This is a genomic window from Phormidium sp. FACHB-592 (assembly GCF_014695795.1).
GTDB lineage: Bacteria > Cyanobacteriota > Cyanobacteriia > Leptolyngbyales > Leptolyngbyaceae > Stenomitos.
In genome coordinates this window covers 16,950-34,553 of sequence record NZ_JACJOZ010000029.1, presented here as the reverse complement: position 1 = coordinate 34,553, position 17,604 = coordinate 16,950, and the positions used below count along the sequence as shown (strand labels likewise).

The following is a 17,604-nucleotide window of genomic DNA, read 5'->3' as shown; positions in this document are numbered from 1 at the left end:
CCTCATTCGGTACTCCTCACCCATAAATCATTATTAAAAAACGAGATTGATCAGCATGAGTATTACACCTGAATCGGTTGGCGTGTTGTTGGAGTCGTCGGATTTTGGCGATCGCTTGCGAGCAGTGAACCAAATCAGACAATTGGAACCATCGATCGGCTTTAAGTTAATTCAGGTTGCCATTCAAGATAGCAACCCGCGTGTACGCTACGCGGCAGTCAGTCAATTGTCTACGCTGGGACAGCAAGATTTGCCTCAGGTGGCAACCATCCTACGCGAGCGCCTGCATGACGAAGAAACAGACGTGCAGGCAGCCGCTGCTGATTCGATCGGGGCACTCCAGTTAACTGAGGTGTTTGATGATCTGCAACAGCTTTATCACACGACCTCTGAATGGTTGGTGAAGTTCAGCATTGTAGCGACGTTAGGCGAACTGGGCGACAATCGGGCGTTTGGTTTGTTAGAAGAAGCGCTGAAGTCTGATAACGAGCTGCTGCAAACGGCAGCGATCGGCTCTTTAGGCGAATTAGGCGACGATCGCGCCATTCAACTGCTCATCCCGTTTGCAACTAATCCCGATTGGCAAATCCGCTATCGAGTCGTGCAGGCACTCGCCCACCTGGATCATGCGACGGGTCAAGCCACTTTAGAAACACTGGCTCAAGACGACATGGAGCAGGTCGCCCAGGAAGCCCGCAATTACCTCAAAAAGTAGAACCTCAAAATAGGCAAAAAAAGGGCGTTGCTTGCAACGCCCCATCTACACAGTGATCAAAACACCGAGGCATCGGAACGTAAGGCTGCTTAATTAATCAGTTTTAGACGACCAGTACTGATTTGATCGAAAATGCGGTTGATTTTGTTGCGTTCGCTATCCAGAAGTTTTTGTTCAGCCAGCAGAATGGAGGTGAGTTGCAGATGATCCTGCCGACTTATTTCACCAGCCGCAAGAATGTGATCAACCAGTTGATAAAGTGTTGCCTTTGGCTGACCTTGAATGCTCCGCATGATGCCCCCTTTTTAACCCAGTGCGTTTTTAGGGTTCTGAATTTAGGATGCTGAATTAAATATCTGTAGACCTCACAAGCTGTAGGGGCATCACAATGCCGCGCTTTCACATGAAGAATGTAACTCTATTTAATTCGTGTCTTTAATCCGTGTCCCTTAGTAGTTGCTAATAGATTGATTATTCCCACCGCTAAGCCTCTTGTAGCAATAGTTCTATGGAGACTGTGCGATCGTAGGGGTCAGCATCATGAAGCATTAATGAAGTTATGGCAATGCTCTGCCACCGCGTTTTCTCATCTGTTTGCTAAGGTAAGCGGGTAGCAACTACTTTAGGATATTTAGCCATGCAGGTTTATCGGCTCTCGGCGCTCTCTGACAATTACATCTTTTTGCTGCATGAGCCAGAGCAAAACATTGCAGCCGTTGTCGATCCGGCGGAGGCAAGCCCTGTGCTAGAACGTTTGAAAGAGCTGGGCGCAACGCTAGTGGCAGTCTTCAATACGCACCACCATTCAGATCATGTGGGCGGCAACACTAGACTCTTGCAGCAGTTTCCTGAAGCTGTCGTTTATGGTGGGGCAGAAGACCGGGGCAGAATACCCGGACAAACAATCTTTTTGCAGGAGGGCGATCGTGTCTCTTTTGCTAACCGCAGCGCCGAAGTATTCTTTGTACCCGGTCATACTCGCGCTCACATTGCCTACTACTTTGCGCCCACTACAGTGGACGAACCAGGCGAGCTTTTTTGTGGCGATACGCTGTTTGCAGGTGGGTGCGGCAGGCTGTTTGAAGGCACGCCAACGCAGATGGTCGATTCCCTCAGTAAACTCCGCGCTTTACCAGACAAAACGCGCATTTGGTGCGCCCATGAATACACGTTGAAGAACCTGGAGTTTGCTTTGACAGTCGATCGCACGAATATAGCGTTACAAGAGCGGTTAGCAGCGGTGAGAACTGCTCGTAGTCATAACGAAGCCACCATTCCGTCAAATTTAGGTGTAGAGAAGCGCACCAATCCCTTTTTGCGGTGGGATGATCTGGGGCTACGAGGGATTGTTAACGCTGAAAATGACATCCAGACCTTCGCCCGTTTACGAGGCATGAAAGAGTGCTTCTAAACACAAGCTTCCCAACGTTCTGAAAGAATTAGGTAGCCACAGCAAGCTCAAGCGCTTGAGCGATCGCCTAATCGAAGTAAAACAACGTCACGATCTTGCGCTGGTCTTCGGCTTCATGACAGGTTGTGAGGAGAGTTTGGCTGTCATGAAAGGCGAAACAAATAAGCTGTTGACAGCGCGAGATGATTTCAGAGTTGCAGAGTGCGCTTGCTTCTGCCAAAGACAGGGTATTGTTGCCGGGATTTTCCACCAGATGCATGACTTGCTCTAACTGTTCGCGCGATTCACGCGGCTGGCGTTCCATGCTTTGCGGCAAAATTACCGTTAGCAGCGCTGGGTCTGCCCGCATCGCACCTCGAATTGCCGCCTGATTTGTGCCTGTAGCACCAGACGTAATTAAGCGGTTGCCCTCTAACACCAGGGCGTAGCTCATCATTTCAATCAAGTTCTGATGCGTAATGGGAACGTGACGAGAGCCTAGCAGCGCAATGCGCTTCGCGCCTGTTTGCTGAATGGTCGCCAGTTCTTGTAAAAAATCGTCTACCTTGGGCAGGTCTATGGACTGACTCAACGATGCTATCAACCTGAACAACTTAAATATATTAGCAGACGGCGCTAGTGTTGCAGCGCCTCAACACCGTTGATCAGATTGAAGAAGGTTGTTTCAGCATGCTAAAAGCCACAACACAGCGTTAGCTATCAGCTGTGTCACCCTAGCAAGCGCTCACTAATAGGTCGCTAAGACGATTACTCCGTGGGGCAGTAAAGAAGTGATTATAAGCTGGTGATAGCGCTCTGGTGCTGCAACCGCCACTATCATAGATTGCCTATCAATTTACCCAAAGCACGATCGAATGTCTTCGATCTGGTTATGGTCGCTTTGGAAGTTGTCTACGCTCAAATATTAGTGGAGAGCCATAAGTGAAAACGTCATTACTTTAGGGCTACTTCTTTTTCAGCACGTAGAAAACAAATTCATCATCCAAGATGCCATTTTGAATGAGCGTTTCTTCAATTTGAAGAAGCACTTTAACCCAAGACCGAGCAACCTCATCGTGGTTTGATCGTTTAAAGTCGAAGTGACCTGTCATGTAAGACAACAGTGTGCCTCCAAAGCCTTTCTTTTCAACCAGCTCAAACACTTCTGGTAGAAGAGCTTTAAGCGCTGGTCCGCAGATCGCTTCGGATGGGTCAAAGTTAATAATTGATTCCTCTGAAGGCGCAACGTAATACACCACAGCATTTTCGGCAGCCGTAGCTGGAAGATACGCTTCCTCATCACGAGGAAAAGGACGAAACGTCTTTGGCACAACAGCGAGAGCGGCATTAATCCAGCGTACCTGTTCTGGTGGGAGCTGAAAGCGTACGGGACCCACAAACTCGACCGCGATCATGACACCATCATCAGTTAGGCATTGATTCAGCATCTCAAGGCAACGTTCAATCTGCTCAATGTGATGCAACACACCTTCTGCAATGATGAAATCAAATTTGTCCTTAAAAGTAGCAGTGTTGAGGTCGGCGATAACATAAGTGATGTCGGTGTAGCCTAGTGCTTGGCTTGCAGCTTCGGCACGCTTAAGGGCTTTATCAGCAATATCTGAAGCGACAATCTCGCCAACAAAGCCATGTGCCCGCAACGATCGCTCGACGAAACCTTCATTCGCTCCTAAGATAAGGCACTTGTAATCCCTTGGGGGTTTCGTAAAAGCAGTAAGCCCTACAGCCGAAGCCATATAGCGCTTTACAGCATAAGTTAGCCAGTGAATAGGCTCCCCTGCAATTTTGTTCTGGACGTATTGGATACATTCTTCTGAACCCAGCCACATCTCACTGTAAGAGACAGGAGTATCGGCATTCCAGGGATTGTTATCATTAGATGGCTGCTGTTCCTCTGACACCCCAGTCACTAATGATGTTGAAACTTGAAGCGATTCTTCCGTAGTAATTTCAGACATTTTTGTGCCAACTTCATACGACGTTCTAGCTGTTGCTTGACTAAAGAGGAAAACCGACCAACGTTCAGGTAAATGCATCAAGCCAACAAGCGTGACCGGGTTAGATCATAAGGGCATTCGTCAAATTTGAGCGTAATTCTCATCAAAAATATAGAACTTCGGGCTTGCAAGGTTCTTGGCACCGCAGTGATTCTGCCCTGCTGAAAGGGATAGGGCACTGGATTTAATTCTGCTCATACCATGCCATGCGAAAGTCTGCTCAACCTAACCCATCTTTAGTTTGTTTGAGTTCCATACTCAATCCAAGTCCTAGACCTTAGGAGTCACTAGTTTTAACAATAGAAGCATAAGAGTTTCAGAACTTTTGGCAGCTAACCAGTTCTATAGTTCGTTATCTAGAAGATTCAAATGAAGAAACGAATCACCTGACTGTAGCAACACCAAACCATTCAAGCGGTTGACGATTGCAGGATGCGCTCTAGTTGTAACCCACTCTATGCTGCTAGCAGTAAGTAATGTGCAGACGTTTATAATGAGCTGGAAAGTTGGACAGAAAGTAGTGTGCGATCAATATATAAAGCAAGCAGCGGACTGCTACATCCGCACCATTGACCTCCATCAAAGCGTCACTATTGTTTGCCCAAGTACGAACACTATTGTTTGCGGTCAGCGTCAAAATCTAGAGCGCTTAGGCTGGCGAACTGCTCTGTAAGTTAATGTAGCGTTTCAACTTGCTGTTGCTTGCTCCCTTAACTCTGCTGATCGCTGTTGGATTTCTGCGATCGCAAAAATAGCCTGAAAAGGTAGACCAACCTTTTGGTAGAGCTCCGCGCCACCCTGCTGACGATCAACCAGCGAAATTACACCATTCACCTGATAGCCCGCTTGCTGTAAACGCTCTACCGCTTTGAGTGCAGATTGCCCAGTGGTAACAACGTCTTCCAACACGGTAATGGCGCTACCCTCCGGCAAGCCAGGACCTTCAATATAGGCGCGAGTGCCATGCCCCTTTGCTTCTTTGCGGATGATTAGGGCAGGCAGCGATCGCCCCTCATAGGCAGCCACTACGCTGACAGCCGTCACAATGGGGTCGGCTCCTAGCGTTAACCCAGCTACAGCTTGCGTTCCCTCCGGCAGCAACGGCAGCAACAAACGACCCACCGCCAAACCGCCCTGGGGATGAAGCGTAATTTGCTTGCCGTTAATGTAATAGGTTGCCCGTTGACCGGAGGTGAGTAAAAAGTCTCCTTCTTGATAAGCAACCTGACAAAATAAATCCAAAAGTTGCTGGCGCAAGGTACTTAAATCAACGGTCGCAATCGACTGCGGCGCATCGGTTAATGATCGATCAATTTTGGTCATAGATTTGCGTAAACTCAGTAGAATTGATGCAGACTAGGGCATAAGTTTGGGTAGACTGCAATCAATAGATTAGCAAGTGCGGTGATAGCAATCGGATACAAAGCGTCTGAGCCTAACCGTTTTGAGTCACCAACTGATTTTGAGTTACCAGCTTAACGATCAGCCATCCGAGTCTTAGCTTAGTTTTAAGCACAAATATCCACAGATCAAACTATTGAGGAGTGTTTTTATGGGCATCAGCTACAAGAGTACAATTATTGGGCTCGCAGTCATAGCACTCTCTACTGTTACTGCCTCAGCCGTGAGTGCACAGCAAGACTTTGACCTTCCTACTACTGGGGTGCCCAACAACATACCTGATCAATTAAGCGACGTACAGTTTTCCAACGATCGCGACTATTTTCGCAATCGCTCCATTCCCAGACAGGTAAGCTATATCTTTGGTCCTGGCATTCTCATCCGCAATTCCTTCCCAGAGAACGAAATTGCTCGCGATGGCAAAGCAATCTTTGACTTCTACCAGGATCTGTTGGCGCGTCAGATGTCAAGCCGTCCTGTGGTTCGTACGCCTGATCTGCCCAACCAATTTAATCTATCCATTCGAGAACTGCCAGTTGAAACGGCGCTGCCGCCAGCAACGACTTTTTCTCCTATCGACTCTACCCCACCGAGACCAACGCCACTGCAAACCAGACCTCAAGTGCCCGCACTCTGGTAAGTTACGCTTGAACCGCGATCGTTTGTTATAAGGCTCTTGAGTAATAAGTCATAGGGACGCAGAGTGAGGAATGCCTTCGCTGTGCGTCCCTATGCGTTTAGTTCTATGCGTTTGATGCTGAACTTGTAAATCCAGGGTGCAGGGGTCGAACCTGCCTGGGGCGAATTATGAGTTCGCTGCCTAAACCGCTCGGCCAACCCTGGGTGCCATTATTGTACCTCGATTTTTTTGACTTGCTTCAGCCGTTCCTGGTTTACGCTTTGGTTAGCTGAGAAGGGCAGAGTCAATGCCCTTACCTCAAAGTTTTACTGCAAAAATTCCAGTCGTTTAAAAATTTTATGCTGCATCATGAGCGTCTGTGTCTAGAATTAGAGCGATCGTCCTTAACGCATTAACTAGAACGCATTAGCTAGCGCTCTTACCCTCAGCTCATTGCCCTCAGCTTACCCAACACCAGCTCATGAAACTGAATTCCACCGTAGCACTGACCTTGATTCTTCTGGTGTCGATGGTCGCCGCCGGATTAATCAGCGCTTCGTGGGGCACTGCGCTAGGGCGAGAAGCACTCAAAGGCATTACGCAGCCAGATACTCGCCCCACGAACAATAAGGCTGGGGGGCAAACAGGTGCTGCTCGGCGAGAAGGACTCACTGTTTTGCCAGAAAACACAATTATTACTAATGTTAAAGCCCGTATGAATGGCAGTGCGGCGAAAGGCTCGAAGGTTAGCCCGCCTGAACCACCTGCTGCGAAAGCACCGATCGTTCAAGGTGCTGTGCCGCAATTTCCATTGACCACTAAAAGCCAGGACGTTGTACTAGAAGTTAAATCGGCGCGTCAACAGGGAGAGCTTTTTGTCTTGGCGGTTAGCCTTCGCAATGAAGGTCAGCAGCCAGTACAGTTTGTCTATGATGCGTTGACGATCACGGATGAGAAAGGGCAAACCCTTAAAGCCACGACTGATGGCTTGCCTGCGGAACTGCCAGCGTCTAGCGGTGCCTTTCCTGGCACGATTAGCATTCCTGCTACGTCCCTTGAAGGGGTAAAAAACGTCGCTCTTTCCCTCAGCAGCTATCCCGACAAGCAGCTTCAGCTTCAGTTACCGAATGTACCAATTGTTCGGTAGAAGTTTCTCGCTCCATACCCCTCTAGGAGAGATCCTTCGACCGTGCTACACCTGATAGGCTGCTTGCCCCTTAGCTTTGTCGTTCATCGTTTCGTCATCCCGATCGGGTTAATTACCCCCCCTACGACAAATTTCACCTGGTCAGACATAGTGGCGCGTCTTTCAGCTGTGCTACTGCTGATTGCTATCAATGCGTTCTTTGTAGCGGCTGAGTTTTCAATGGTTTCCGTACGACGATCGCGCATTAATCAGCTTGTCGATGCCGGTGATCTTCAGGCACGCACTGTACAGAACCTACAGCAAAGTATTGAGCGCTTACTGTCTACAACCCAACTGGGTATTACGCTTTCAAGTTTAGCGCTGGGCTGGATTGGGGAAAACGCGATGGCAGGTCTGGTTGCCAATTCGTTGAGCCAGCTACCGCTAGCAGAAAACAATCGGCATGTGCTCAGCCATTCGATCGCCACCCCCATCACGTTTTTGCTGCTTGCTTACCTGCAAATTGTGCTGGGTGAGTTGTGCCCTAAGGCTGTCGCACTCCTGTATTCGGAGCAACTGGCGCGGTCTCTTGCGGCTCCTAGTTTGGCGATCGCCCGCATCTTTCACCCGTTTATCTGGATTTTGAACCAATCGACTCGGCTGTTGCTACGGTTAGGCGGCATTCAATATACCGGACAGGGCTGGTCAAATCAGGTGACGCCAGAAGAACTCCAGCTCATCATTGCCATGTCGAGCGAGTCCACTGGGTTGGAAGCAGAAGAGCGGCAATTGTTACGCAATGTCTTTGAGTTTGGCGATGTGTCAGCGGGTGAAGTCATGGTGCCGCGTACCAGCATTGCTGCCATTCCCTACGATGCCACACTCAAGATGTTTCTCGAAGAAGTTGCTGAGTCAGGGCACTCGCATTATCCAGTAGTGGGTGAGTCACTGGACGATGTGCGCGGACTGCTTCATTTTCGGGAGTTAGCTGCTCCACTCGCGCAGGAAGCACTCAACCTGGACAGCCCTATTCGAGACTGGTTGCGTCCCGCTCGGTTTGTACCAGAATATATGCTGCTGAGCGAGCTACTACCGCTGATGCAACGATCGCGCCAGCCAATGGTGATGGTCGTTGATGAATATGGTGGTACAGCAGGTCTAGTGACGATCGAAGATCTGATTGCTGAGATCTTGGGCGATACGGCTGAACTTGACAATGATGATACAGCAAGCATTCAGATTTTGGATGAGCGAACGTTCCTAGTCCAGGCGCAAATCGACCTAGAGGAAGTCAATGAGGCGTTAAATCTGGAATTGCCGTTAGCCGATGATTACCAGACGCTTGGCGGCTTTGTCCTTTTTCAGCTCCAAAAAATTCCACAGCTTGGCGAAAACTTGCACTACGGCGATGCTGAGTTCACCATCATCTCGGCTGAAGGTCCTCGTTTACACCAAATCCAAATTCATCGCCTGGGAGCTGCTGAGACTAATCTAAGCGACTTTACCGCCACTGAGGCGGAGGATGGTGAACACGCGCACACGCAGACTTCAGAGAAACGACCTGAAGAATCAGATCATTCGCTGTTTCTTTAACTCATGCCGACATTCAGTCGTAGCACTGTCTTTAATGTCCTGTTAAGGCAGCCTTGACTAACTACTTGCCATGAGGAAGCGCGTAAAAGTCTCTACCTTCACCGAATGCAAAACGGAGCGATTGGCTTAATGTCTTGCTGCTCTGAGTCACAAAAACGATCACAGACAGGAAGACTAGACCACTCGACAGCCCAAACAGCCCGCGGTAGCCAATTTGTTCAGCAAAGAGCCCCAGTGTTGGACCGGCGATCGCAATGCCGAGATCAAAACCACCGACGCATAGAGAAAAAACTCGTCCCCGTTCGTGCGCCTCCGAGCGGTCAGCAACCAGCGCAATCATCAGCGGCAAAAAGATACCGATACCTGCCCCTTCGAGCAGCCCAGCCAGCAGAAAAACATCCGTACTGCGAGCAGACCACAACAGCAGCATTGTCACGGCATATAGCAGCAGACCAAGCGTAATAAACCGCCCACGCCCGTGGCGGTCGGAGGCACGCCCTGTTAACAGCCGGACGCTAAAGCTTGCGACGGCTGCTGCCGTATAGAATAGCCCCGCATTAAGGTTGACCCCAGCTTCTTGAATGAATAGCGGCACAAATGTACTCAAAACGCCAAACGCCATCCCTGCAAGCATCAATGTCAGCGTGGGTGTTCGCAGCCGTGGACTCCACAGCAAGCGCCAAAGGGTAGTTTTGCTTGTGCTTGCTATCGGTTGAGCAACAGGTACAGGTGCTTGAATCCATAGGGCGCCTACAAACCCCACAACCCCTAATCCAGTTGATAGCAAAAAGAGCGGCGTATACCCTGCCCACTCTTGCAAAAAGCCACCGATCGCAGGTCCAATTGCCACTCCAACTGGATTCACCAGGCTCATGTAGCCAATCACCTCACCCCGATTTGACGGTGGCGATAGATCTACAACTAGCGTACTGTAAGCGGTAGTGAAGGCTGCAATGCTGAGTCCATGAAACGCCCGAACCGCAATCAGGAGTGGCATCGATTGGGTTACCAGGTAGCCAAGAGGTGCGATCGCCGCCGCAACTAGACCAATCAATAACACCACCTGACGACCACGGCGATCGGCTAACTGTCCTAGCCACGGACGAAACAATAGTAGCCCAACCGCAAACGCTCCCATCACTACACCAATCTGAGACTTTGTGCCGCCTACATCACGAATGTAAAGCGGTAGCGTTGGCAGTAACGCTGCCAAACTTGCCCAGAACAGTAACCCAACGGCAAACAAGAGCAACAGGTTGCGGCGGGTTGCTGGCTCTAGAGTGCTAAAAACTTTCAAGACTGTTGTCCTCTATCTAACGAATCTGATGGGCTGGCAACTCTTTCCCAAGCCTTACCTGTACTGCCTTCAATCTAATCGTTTGGGCATTCAAGCAAGGGGATGAAGGTGAGGGCGCTTTGCCAGTCAACCAGTTACAAACTCACCTTAAATAAGATGAGGTTTAACTAGCCAGCAGCGAAGGAAAGATGTTACTCAATAGCTGGGCGTAATGATTGATAAGCTGCCTTTCGACTTTGCGTTCGACGTTTCGGCTAAACTCACGTTGAAGCTTGAGCACTCAGGTCGAAAGCTCACGTCGAAGTCTCAATGCTCTCCATTTTATGTGTAAGTGGGTTGGGCGCAGTCGAAACCTAGTCTCTAAGTAATGCTTAATTTAGCCCTCCTACTTAGCACCGCGTTTAACGTCAACGTCTCCTCTCTATGATGAAGATTTCTTAACAATATAGCTACACCAGTAGGTCTCTTGCAGCCGTGAAATTTAGCTTGAAGTTTGACTTAGAGAACGTGGCTGTTCAGAGAACGCTCGATTCAGTGTCGATGCCAGCCAGCATTCGTGCCACATTTCCAAACGATTTAAGCCAACGGTTTAAAAAGAAATAGGGGCACATTTTCATGCGCCCCTATCCCAAAAAACTTGTTAAGGCTCCCCGCAACGCCGTCTTACCTCAGTTTTTGACCTGGTTAAAACACCAGGTGGGTACCAATGTGCTGTGACTTAAAGTTTCCGAGTACAAGCCCGGTATACTGCCGTCCAGCGGTCGGTTCCCATGTTCAAAAGGAATAGATCAAAAAACGTTATTGGCAGTCACCAACGTCGCAGAAGAACCTTTCATTATTTTAACGGCTAAAACTGCAAACTGCCTACATCCCTCGATCGCCGTTTCAACTTTTGCCCTCAAAATGGCGCTGCTACAGATTCAAACAACGATACAGAAGCAGTTCTACCTCCTAAGACTAATCTGTGATTCTTGCACATAAACCGGCTCCTGCTGCCATCAAAACGGCAGCGATCGCGAACGAAGTGTTGATATTGTCCCTAAGCAACAGCGCTGAAACGGTGGCTCCAGCAAAGGGTGACAGAGCAAAGTAGGCACCGGCACGCGGCGCACCCAGATGTCGCAACGCCATGACAAAGCAAACCAGCGTTAGCCCACTGGTAAAGAAGCCAACGACTAAAACGCTACATAGGACGGGTAGCGCTGGTAGCTGTTGTCCCAGCAACAGGGCGATCGCCACATTCACGCTGCCAGCGAGACCTGCTTTCAGCATGGCGACCTGGATGGGATCTTTCGTCGCGACTTTGCTAGTGAAATTGCTATCCAGCGCCCAGTGAAAGCAGGTTCCCAGAATCAGCAGTGCGCCCCACGTCATCCCCACTCCCGAGTGCTCGGCACGAGCCAGCACAATGCCTCCCGCTACGATCGCCACAATGCCGAGAAAAACCTGCCACTGCCAGCGCTCCCCAAACAGCGTCCATGCCAACACTGCTGTGAAGACACATTCAAAGTTCAGCAGCAAAGAGGCTGCCGCTGCCGTTGTGTTTACTAAGCCCAACGTTAGCAGCACAGGTGCAATGACACCGCCAGTCAGGATGGAAGCTGCTAGCCAGCCCCAGTCGCGCTGCTGCAAGCGATCGGAGGTGTCAGTCTGCTGACGAAGGAGATAAGTGCGAACTACATAGATGGGCAAAAGCCCCAACCCACCGCCCAAAAAGAGCAGACCTGCCAGCATCCATGGCTGCACATTGTTAAGAAACAGCTTTGCTAGAGGCGTAGTGCCACCAAACAAGAGTGCTGTAGCAATGCCAAAGCCAATACCTGGCAAAGATGCCCGAACTTTAGACTGGGTCACAAATGCACCTAAGCCGGTAACACCAGAAAGGATACCTCGATCGCACCATAGAATGTCTCTAGGCTGTGCTCGCCCTGGTCATTGACACCATGACCTTGCCCGGAGTAGAGGCGCGAAAGGCGATAGCGATGATAGTTACCCAACAAGGCGGGCAAGGTGATGTAGTGTACTTCGTCACCGTTAAACAAATCCCGATCGAGGTCAGGCAGACTGTACCAGGGACACTTCATCAACTCATGGTGGGCGTTGTGGTAGCCAAAGTTTAGCAAGAGCAAATTGAGCCACCGATAGCGCAATGACACCACGTTTGAGAAGGTATTTGCCTGTTCGTGGGCACGATCGCGCTTTGGAATCTCGCTGCCGACGGGAAACACCTCATAGGTATGCTGAAACGCATCGACAAACCGCAGTACGGTTAGCATCCCGATATACGCAAAGAAGTAGAGCAACAGCGCTTTCGGTGACACGATCGCCAACAGTGTGAACAGTCCGCCCCGGATCAGCAAAGTAAAAGTGTTCCGCCAGCGCTCATCTTTACGCTCCTCGTCCCAAAACGGTGCAATGATCGAGCGGAGACGCAGCAAAAATGCTAATGCGGGAAAGTAGAGCCATTCCAACGCCAGCAGCAGCGATCGTACTGGCGCAGGCATTGCTTGCAAAAACGTCACCAGGTCAAAGCGGCAAAAATCAACTCGATTGACATGATGGGCAATATGCAGCCGTGCCAAGTCTTCAAAACGGGCATAGCAACCGCCATTGAGCCAGAGCATCAGGTTGCCAAAAGCAACATTCCACGCCTTGCTTTCAAAAATAGCGCTGTGCATGAAGTCGTGCGCCAAATATGCCGAACAAAGCAGGCTGTGAGTCAAAAAGACTACTCCTACAGCATTCAGCCAGCCGTTTGGCTGTAGCAACAGTGCAATACCGCCCACATAGCTCACCAGCGTGTAAGCGATCGCTAGCGTATTCCACAGCGGCTTTTTTTGATGCAAATAGCGGTTAACGTCGATCGCGACAGTAGCCATAACGTGTTGAAACCCCTGATTTTTCTCATATTTCTACAAAGAACCCAAAACGCTTTAGAAAAGCACACTTGAGCAGTCTAAAGGCTTAGTTCGTTTGAAAGCCTAGTGCGTTGGAGTACAGACGATCGCACGCCAATCGCTTTGAAGCTTCTGCTGATCAATTCATCATCTTAACTAACCAGCTTTGAGCTGTCTGTAGAACCTGTAACTAGAATCGAGTGTCATCCTTTAAGCAAAGTAAGATAACAGTTGGTTTTGATCTTAAAGTCATTCCAGCAGCCTTAATCCGTGCAGCATTAAACGACAATGGCTTCCCCCCTCGATCGCCCGATTATTTTTGAGTTGGTTGTTCGCTCAACGCACCCAGCCATTCTGGAAGGGCTAGACGTTTGGCTGCGTTTGGGGCTGCTGTCGGATGAAATGGTGCGGCAGCTTTGCGAGGATCATCTCACCTGTCTACTGTCCGAGTCAGTTGCAGTGCGATCGGGCGGCAAGGCGTTTGTCATTGCCAATGATTTTGCGACGGAAGCAGTGCCCGAGCTAGTGGGGGCAAGTGCGGCAAAAGAGCGATCGCCCAATGTGGTCGCACGCAGTATCCAGTCATTTATGGCAGAGGTCAGCGTCATCTGGCTGCTGTTCCTGGGCGTTTTTATGGTGGTGGTGTCATCAGGAGTGCTGGCAGCAACCCAATGGCGCAACTTCTCTCCAGTTGCACAATACGGGCTTTTGTTTGCTTATACGCTGGCTTTTTGGGCGGCGAGTGTTTGGACGGGGCGACAACCCAATCTGCGTTTGACAGCACGGATGCTCCAGGTCGCGACTCTGCTGATTATTCCAGTCAACTTTTGGACGATGGACGGGTTCCGCCTGTGGCAAAGCGGGCTGGGTTGGGTGGCGGCAGCGATCGCAGCATTAGTGCTAACAGGCATTACGGTGCAACTGCTGAGAGCGGAAGTAGGGAGCCGAGGTGCGGACTCTGGGCTGCGAGTATGGCTACCTTTAGGAGTAGTGATCGCGCTCAGTTGGTTGCATTGGGGCTGGGGTTGGACAGGTTTTCCACTTGTAGCAACGTACGTGGGGACGATCGGGGCAACGATCGCACTGGTTTATCAAGAGCGAGAGCTAGGAGCCGGGCTTCGACATGAGCGTTCAGCCGAACGTGGGCAGGACTCAGAGCCAGCAGCAATATCTGACAGTTCTGTATCTGGTAGTGCTGATAGTAGGGAATCTCAAACACAGGAAGCACTGGAGTCTTCAAACACTCCCTCACCCCTTCACTCTTCCACCCCTTCCTCCTCACCCTCCCTCACCCTTTCCACCATCACGATCGCGATCGCCACACTGCTACTGCTTGGTCGTGCCGTTTTTGCAGCAGGAGTGTTGATCGACCGTTTGGGGTTAGCGATCGGCATTTGTGGCTGGTTACTGTGCTGGCTAGGGCGACGGGATGCAAGTCGCCTTGGCTGGCAACGCGGTGGAACAGGGCTACTGCTAGCAGGCTGGTTGATCGCAGTGACCGTGACACCACCCTGGCAGGCGCTCGCAATTAGTGGCTTGAGCCTATGGCTACTGGGCGATCGACTGTGGCGATCGGGGCAGGGGCAATATTTGACAGCAGGATGGCTAGTGGGATTGCAAGCTGTTTGGCTGCTGTGGCGCGTTATTTCACCCGATTGGCAGCAACGCCTCATTGCCACGAGCGTCCGTTTAGCGGGATCGGAGGCGATGCCGATCGCACTGCTGGGTCTGTGGTTTTTTCCCTATCTAGTACTGACTGTGTGGCTGGCGTTTCGCCTACGTCGCTGGCATCAAGCAGCTTTAGCACAACAGGCAGAACTGCTGGCGCTGATCCTAGGTGTTGCCCTGGCAGCAGTGAGTTTTGGCAATGGGCTGACGCGATCGTGCAACTTAGCGCTATCGACTCTCGCTCTTATCAGCGTTTTGCGAGGACGCACCCGTCCTGAATTACCCCTGGTTTACCTGACCCATACCACTGGTGTGGCAGCGATCGTCGCTCTTATTCACGTATGCTTCCCAAACCTGAGCATGACTAGTTGGGCAGGTCTGTTGCTCATTGGCATGGTTGTGGAATGGGGGTTTAGTCTCATCCTGCCATCGCCACCTGCTACCCGGCACTCGGCACCCGATACTCCCTCCACGGTGCCGCAGTCCCTTACTGCCAAGCAGCTCTGGCAGCAAAGCACCTGGCACCTGGGACTTGTCTTGTCAGCTAGCAGCTACCTGCTGTTGCGAAATGCCTTCTTGACCGATGGCATGACAGGGGGACTGATGTGGTTAATCACGCCGATCGCGCTGACTGTACTGGGTAGCCGCAGAGGGTTGGCACAGCAACGGCTGGCAAGCGGGTTTAGCGTCGTGGCGCTCTTTCTGGTGCAGGTGCTCCTGTTTGATTCGGCTCCAGAACGGCTGATCGGTCTGGGAACAGCTACCGTACTGCTGTTGATTAACACGCATCAACTACGGCAGTTGGCAGTGGCCGTTGTTACGGTGGGCTTTGGATTAGCGTTTGCTGCCGTTGCAATCTATGAAGCATTGACGGATCAGCTTACGATCGAGTTAAGCATTAATCTGCTGGCAATCGCCGTTCTCCTCCTCTGGCTCTTGTGGGGTTGGTTGCAGCGCCGTACTACTGTCCTGGCAACTCTTTATCGAAAGGCAACTGACAGATGGGCAATCGCAGTGGCGGTGGCAACCTTGCTTTTGCTTACGCTCTGTCATTTGGTCATTTACGGCGGGCTGGAAGAACCTGATTGGCAGTACCTTTCTGTAGCTGTGCTGCTGCTAGTGGCAACAGGCTACCGCACCTGGAGGCAACCTCAGAATGCTAGCTTCTACGCGATCGCCTGGAGCCTGGAGCTTGTTGTTACAGGTAGCTTGGCGCTCACCGGGAAAGCATTGGATGCTGTCGCGATCGCGAACCTGGGACTGGGACTGGGAACGCAACTGCTGGGGGATTGGTGGCTCGTTCGCCGAGGCGTTCCAGGGGCCGCAATTCAGCGGTCAGCGATCGACAGTCAGTCCTCCGTTGCTTCTACTCCTTCACCCCTTCACCCCTCCATTCCCTCACCTTTTTCTAGCTGGCATGTTATCCCCCTCCTCTATGCACTCGTTGGCTTGCTGATCCAACACCGCTCTTTCACTGCTACGACGGGTCTTTTTACCTTGGCAGCTGCACTGGTGGGCATTGGTGTCGGGCGACGAAAGCCCTTCAGGTTATTGGTGTATCTGTCGCTATTGGTTAGTTCGATCGCCGCTTATGAATTGCTCGTTTACCAGCTTTTGCAGGCAGAGGGAGGCAGAGCTGGCGACGGCATTGTGTTGCTTGCAGGTCTAGCTGCCGCGATCGCGATCGCCAATCGGCTACTGCAACGGTGGCTCATTCCTTACCTCCGGCTGACGGCTCAAGAAGTTGCGGCGATCGCGCATTTGCATTGGGGCTTTGGCAGCGCACTTCTACCCACAGCGATTGCTAGTTCGCTCAGTGCTTCTGGTGCATGGCTGTGGATTAGCGTTACGGCTACCCTGGCAGCCTATGCGCTGATCATGGGTAACGAGCGGTGGCAAGGGGAGAGGAGAGAGAGGAGAGGAGAGAGGGGAGAAGAGAGACGGGAGAACGGTATTCAATCCGTGCATGAAGCAAGCGTTGATGAGGCAGGAAGCCCCCTTTACTCCTTCACTCCTTCACCCCATCACCCTTCCACCCCTTCACTTCTTACCTGGACTTACGCGGGCATCATTGAGGCGTTCGCGGCTCTTGCTTACCTGCTCCATCAGTTGTTGCCTGAGTCGGTGCTGCTGGCGTGGGGAGGGGCGATCGCGGCTAGCGTGGCGTTTGGGCTGTACCAGCTTCCCTGGCAACGTTGGGGTTGGCAGCGCGAACCGTGGCGACGATCGATGGCGCTTTTGCCTGTTGCTGTGTCGCTCTTGACGGCTGGAATGGCTACCATTCAGAGCTTGTTGATTGCCGCCGCATTTTACGCGTGGCTGGCAAAAGTAACGCGACAAGTGCGCTTGAGCTACCTCGGTGTGGTGCTAGCAGATTGGGCGCTTTTGCGCTGGCTTAACCAGATTGGTGCAACAGAGTCACTCTGGTACGCGGCAGTGTTCAGCGCATCATTGCTGTACTTGACGCAGATTGATCCAGCGTTGCGATCGTCCAACGAACGCGAAAGACGACATTTGCTACGAAGTTTGGCAGCGGCGCTAGTTTGCCTAACAGCGTTTTATCAAGCAGAAGTGGGCATTGTGGGTGCGCCACTGCTGCTACCAGGCATTCTTAGCATTGCGATCGCGCTTGGGTTTATTTTGGCGGGCTTGCGACTCCGTATCCGAGCCTTTCTCTTCGTTGGCACGGCTGTTTTTATGATTCAGGTGCTCCGACAAGTCGCACGGTTTGCCAGCGAATCGCTGCCGTTATGGTCAATGGGCATCGTTCTAGGCATCGCGTTTATCTGGATTGCTGCTACGTTTGAAGCCCGCCGCACCCAAATTTCGACCTTGATGAACTATTGGTCTACAGAGCTAGAAGCCTGGGAGTGATGGTGA

13 protein-coding genes, 1 tRNA gene and 1 other RNA gene are annotated in these 17,604 nt (G+C 51.2%); 6 read left to right on the top strand and 9 right to left on the bottom strand.

The window, feature by feature from the left end:
- Positions 1-55: 55 nt before the first annotated feature.
- On the top strand, positions 56-715 hold the full coding sequence (gene nblB, locus H6F86_RS06150) for a phycobilisome degradation protein NblB (RefSeq protein WP_190447227.1): 660 nt from the start codon (positions 56-58) through the stop codon (positions 713-715).
- A gap of 89 nt (positions 716-804) precedes the next feature.
- Here nblB and H6F86_RS06145 read toward each other — a convergent pair whose 3' ends face one another.
- Entirely contained in the window at positions 805-1,008 is a 204-nt protein-coding gene (locus tag H6F86_RS06145) for a hypothetical protein (RefSeq protein ID WP_190447226.1), read from the bottom strand.
- A gap of 344 nt (positions 1,009-1,352) precedes the next feature.
- Between H6F86_RS06145 and gloB the strand changes: the two genes are divergently transcribed.
- Entirely contained in the window at positions 1,353-2,126 is a 774-nt protein-coding gene (gene gloB / locus H6F86_RS06140; RefSeq protein WP_190447225.1) for a hydroxyacylglutathione hydrolase, read from the top strand.
- Positions 2,127-2,193: 67 nt separating this feature from the next.
- On the opposite strand, the gene H6F86_RS06135 is transcribed toward gloB, so the two are convergent.
- The 3 genes from H6F86_RS06135 to pyrE form a co-directional block, all read right to left on the bottom strand.
- The gene (locus tag H6F86_RS06135; protein WP_190447224.1) at positions 2,194-2,697 is read right to left on the bottom strand and encodes a DNA recombination-mediator protein A; all 504 of its coding nucleotides are present in this window, start codon (positions 2,695-2,697) and stop codon (positions 2,194-2,196) included.
- Positions 2,698-3,070: 373 nt separating this feature from the next.
- A complete protein-coding gene (locus H6F86_RS06130; RefSeq protein WP_190447223.1) occupies positions 3,071-4,084 on the bottom strand; it encodes a class I SAM-dependent methyltransferase in 1,014 nt (337 codons plus the stop codon).
- Between the two features lie 726 nt (positions 4,085-4,810).
- Positions 4,811-5,446, bottom strand: coding sequence for an orotate phosphoribosyltransferase (pyrE, locus tag H6F86_RS06120; protein ID WP_190447221.1), 636 nt, complete (start codon positions 5,444-5,446; stop codon positions 4,811-4,813).
- A gap of 229 nt (positions 5,447-5,675) precedes the next feature.
- Here pyrE and H6F86_RS06115 point away from each other — a divergent pair, with 229 nt between their 5' ends.
- Complete coding sequence (locus H6F86_RS06115) at positions 5,676-6,164, top strand: hypothetical protein (protein ID WP_190447220.1); 489 nt, start codon at positions 5,676-5,678, stop codon at positions 6,162-6,164.
- Positions 6,165-6,294: 130 nt separating this feature from the next.
- Here H6F86_RS06115 and H6F86_RS06110 read toward each other — a convergent pair.
- Positions 6,295-6,367: transfer RNA gene (locus H6F86_RS06110), tRNA-Ile, on the bottom strand.
- 257 nt (positions 6,368-6,624) lie between these two features.
- On the opposite strand from H6F86_RS06110, the gene H6F86_RS06105 reads away from it, so the two are divergent.
- Positions 6,625-7,290 (top strand): hypothetical protein, encoded by a 666-nt coding sequence (locus H6F86_RS06105; RefSeq protein ID WP_190447219.1) that lies wholly within the window; start codon positions 6,625-6,627, stop codon positions 7,288-7,290.
- Between the two features lie 96 nt (positions 7,291-7,386).
- Entirely contained in the window at positions 7,387-8,862 is a 1,476-nt protein-coding gene (locus H6F86_RS06100) for a hemolysin family protein (RefSeq protein ID WP_347240094.1), read from the top strand.
- A gap of 61 nt (positions 8,863-8,923) precedes the next feature.
- Here the strand turns inward: H6F86_RS06100 and H6F86_RS06095 are convergent, their stop codons facing one another.
- The 4 genes from H6F86_RS06095 to H6F86_RS06080 form a co-directional block, all read right to left on the bottom strand.
- Positions 8,924-10,159 carry an MFS transporter gene (locus H6F86_RS06095; RefSeq protein ID WP_190447218.1) on the bottom strand — a complete coding sequence of 412 codons (1,236 nt, stop codon included), beginning with the start codon at positions 10,157-10,159 and terminating at the stop codon, positions 8,924-8,926.
- A 643-nt stretch (positions 10,160-10,802) separates the two neighbouring features.
- Positions 10,803-10,988: non-coding RNA, 6S RNA (gene ssrS / locus H6F86_RS06090), on the bottom strand.
- 128 nt (positions 10,989-11,116) lie between these two features.
- Positions 11,117-12,013 carry a DMT family transporter gene (locus tag H6F86_RS06085; RefSeq protein ID WP_190447217.1) on the bottom strand — a complete coding sequence of 299 codons (897 nt, stop codon included), beginning with the start codon at positions 12,011-12,013 and terminating at the stop codon, positions 11,117-11,119.
- Positions 12,014-12,021: 8 nt separating this feature from the next.
- Entirely contained in the window at positions 12,022-13,038 is a 1,017-nt protein-coding gene (locus H6F86_RS06080; RefSeq protein ID WP_190447216.1) for a fatty acid desaturase, read from the bottom strand.
- Positions 13,039-13,344: 306 nt separating this feature from the next.
- Here H6F86_RS06080 and H6F86_RS06075 point away from each other — a divergent pair, with 306 nt between their 5' ends.
- Positions 13,345-17,598, top strand: coding sequence for a hypothetical protein (locus tag H6F86_RS06075; protein ID WP_190447215.1), 4,254 nt, complete (start codon positions 13,345-13,347; stop codon positions 17,596-17,598).
- Positions 17,599-17,604 lie beyond the last annotated feature (6 nt).

Bases quoted from the DNA above. Each gene is read 5' to 3' on its own strand.
- pyrE (WP_190447221.1), bottom strand. From the start codon at position 5,446: ATGACCAAAATTGATCGATCATTAACCGATGCGCCGCAGTCGATTGCG.
- H6F86_RS06145 (WP_190447226.1), bottom strand. From the start codon at position 1,008: ATGCGGAGCATTCAAGGTCAGCCAAAGGCAACACTTTATCAACTGGTT.
- H6F86_RS06080 (WP_190447216.1), bottom strand. From the start codon at position 13,038: ATGGCTACTGTCGCGATCGACGTTAACCGCTATTTGCATCAAAAAAAG.
- H6F86_RS06075 (WP_190447215.1), top strand. From the start codon at position 13,345: ATGGCTTCCCCCCTCGATCGCCCGATTATTTTTGAGTTGGTTGTTCGC.
- nblB (WP_190447227.1), top strand. From the start codon at position 56: ATGAGTATTACACCTGAATCGGTTGGCGTGTTGTTGGAGTCGTCGGAT.
- H6F86_RS06130 (WP_190447223.1), bottom strand. From the start codon at position 4,084: ATGTCTGAAATTACTACGGAAGAATCGCTTCAAGTTTCAACATCATTA.
- H6F86_RS06105 (WP_190447219.1), top strand. From the start codon at position 6,625: ATGAAACTGAATTCCACCGTAGCACTGACCTTGATTCTTCTGGTGTCG.
- H6F86_RS06115 (WP_190447220.1), top strand. From the start codon at position 5,676: ATGGGCATCAGCTACAAGAGTACAATTATTGGGCTCGCAGTCATAGCA.
- gloB (WP_190447225.1), top strand. From the start codon at position 1,353: ATGCAGGTTTATCGGCTCTCGGCGCTCTCTGACAATTACATCTTTTTG.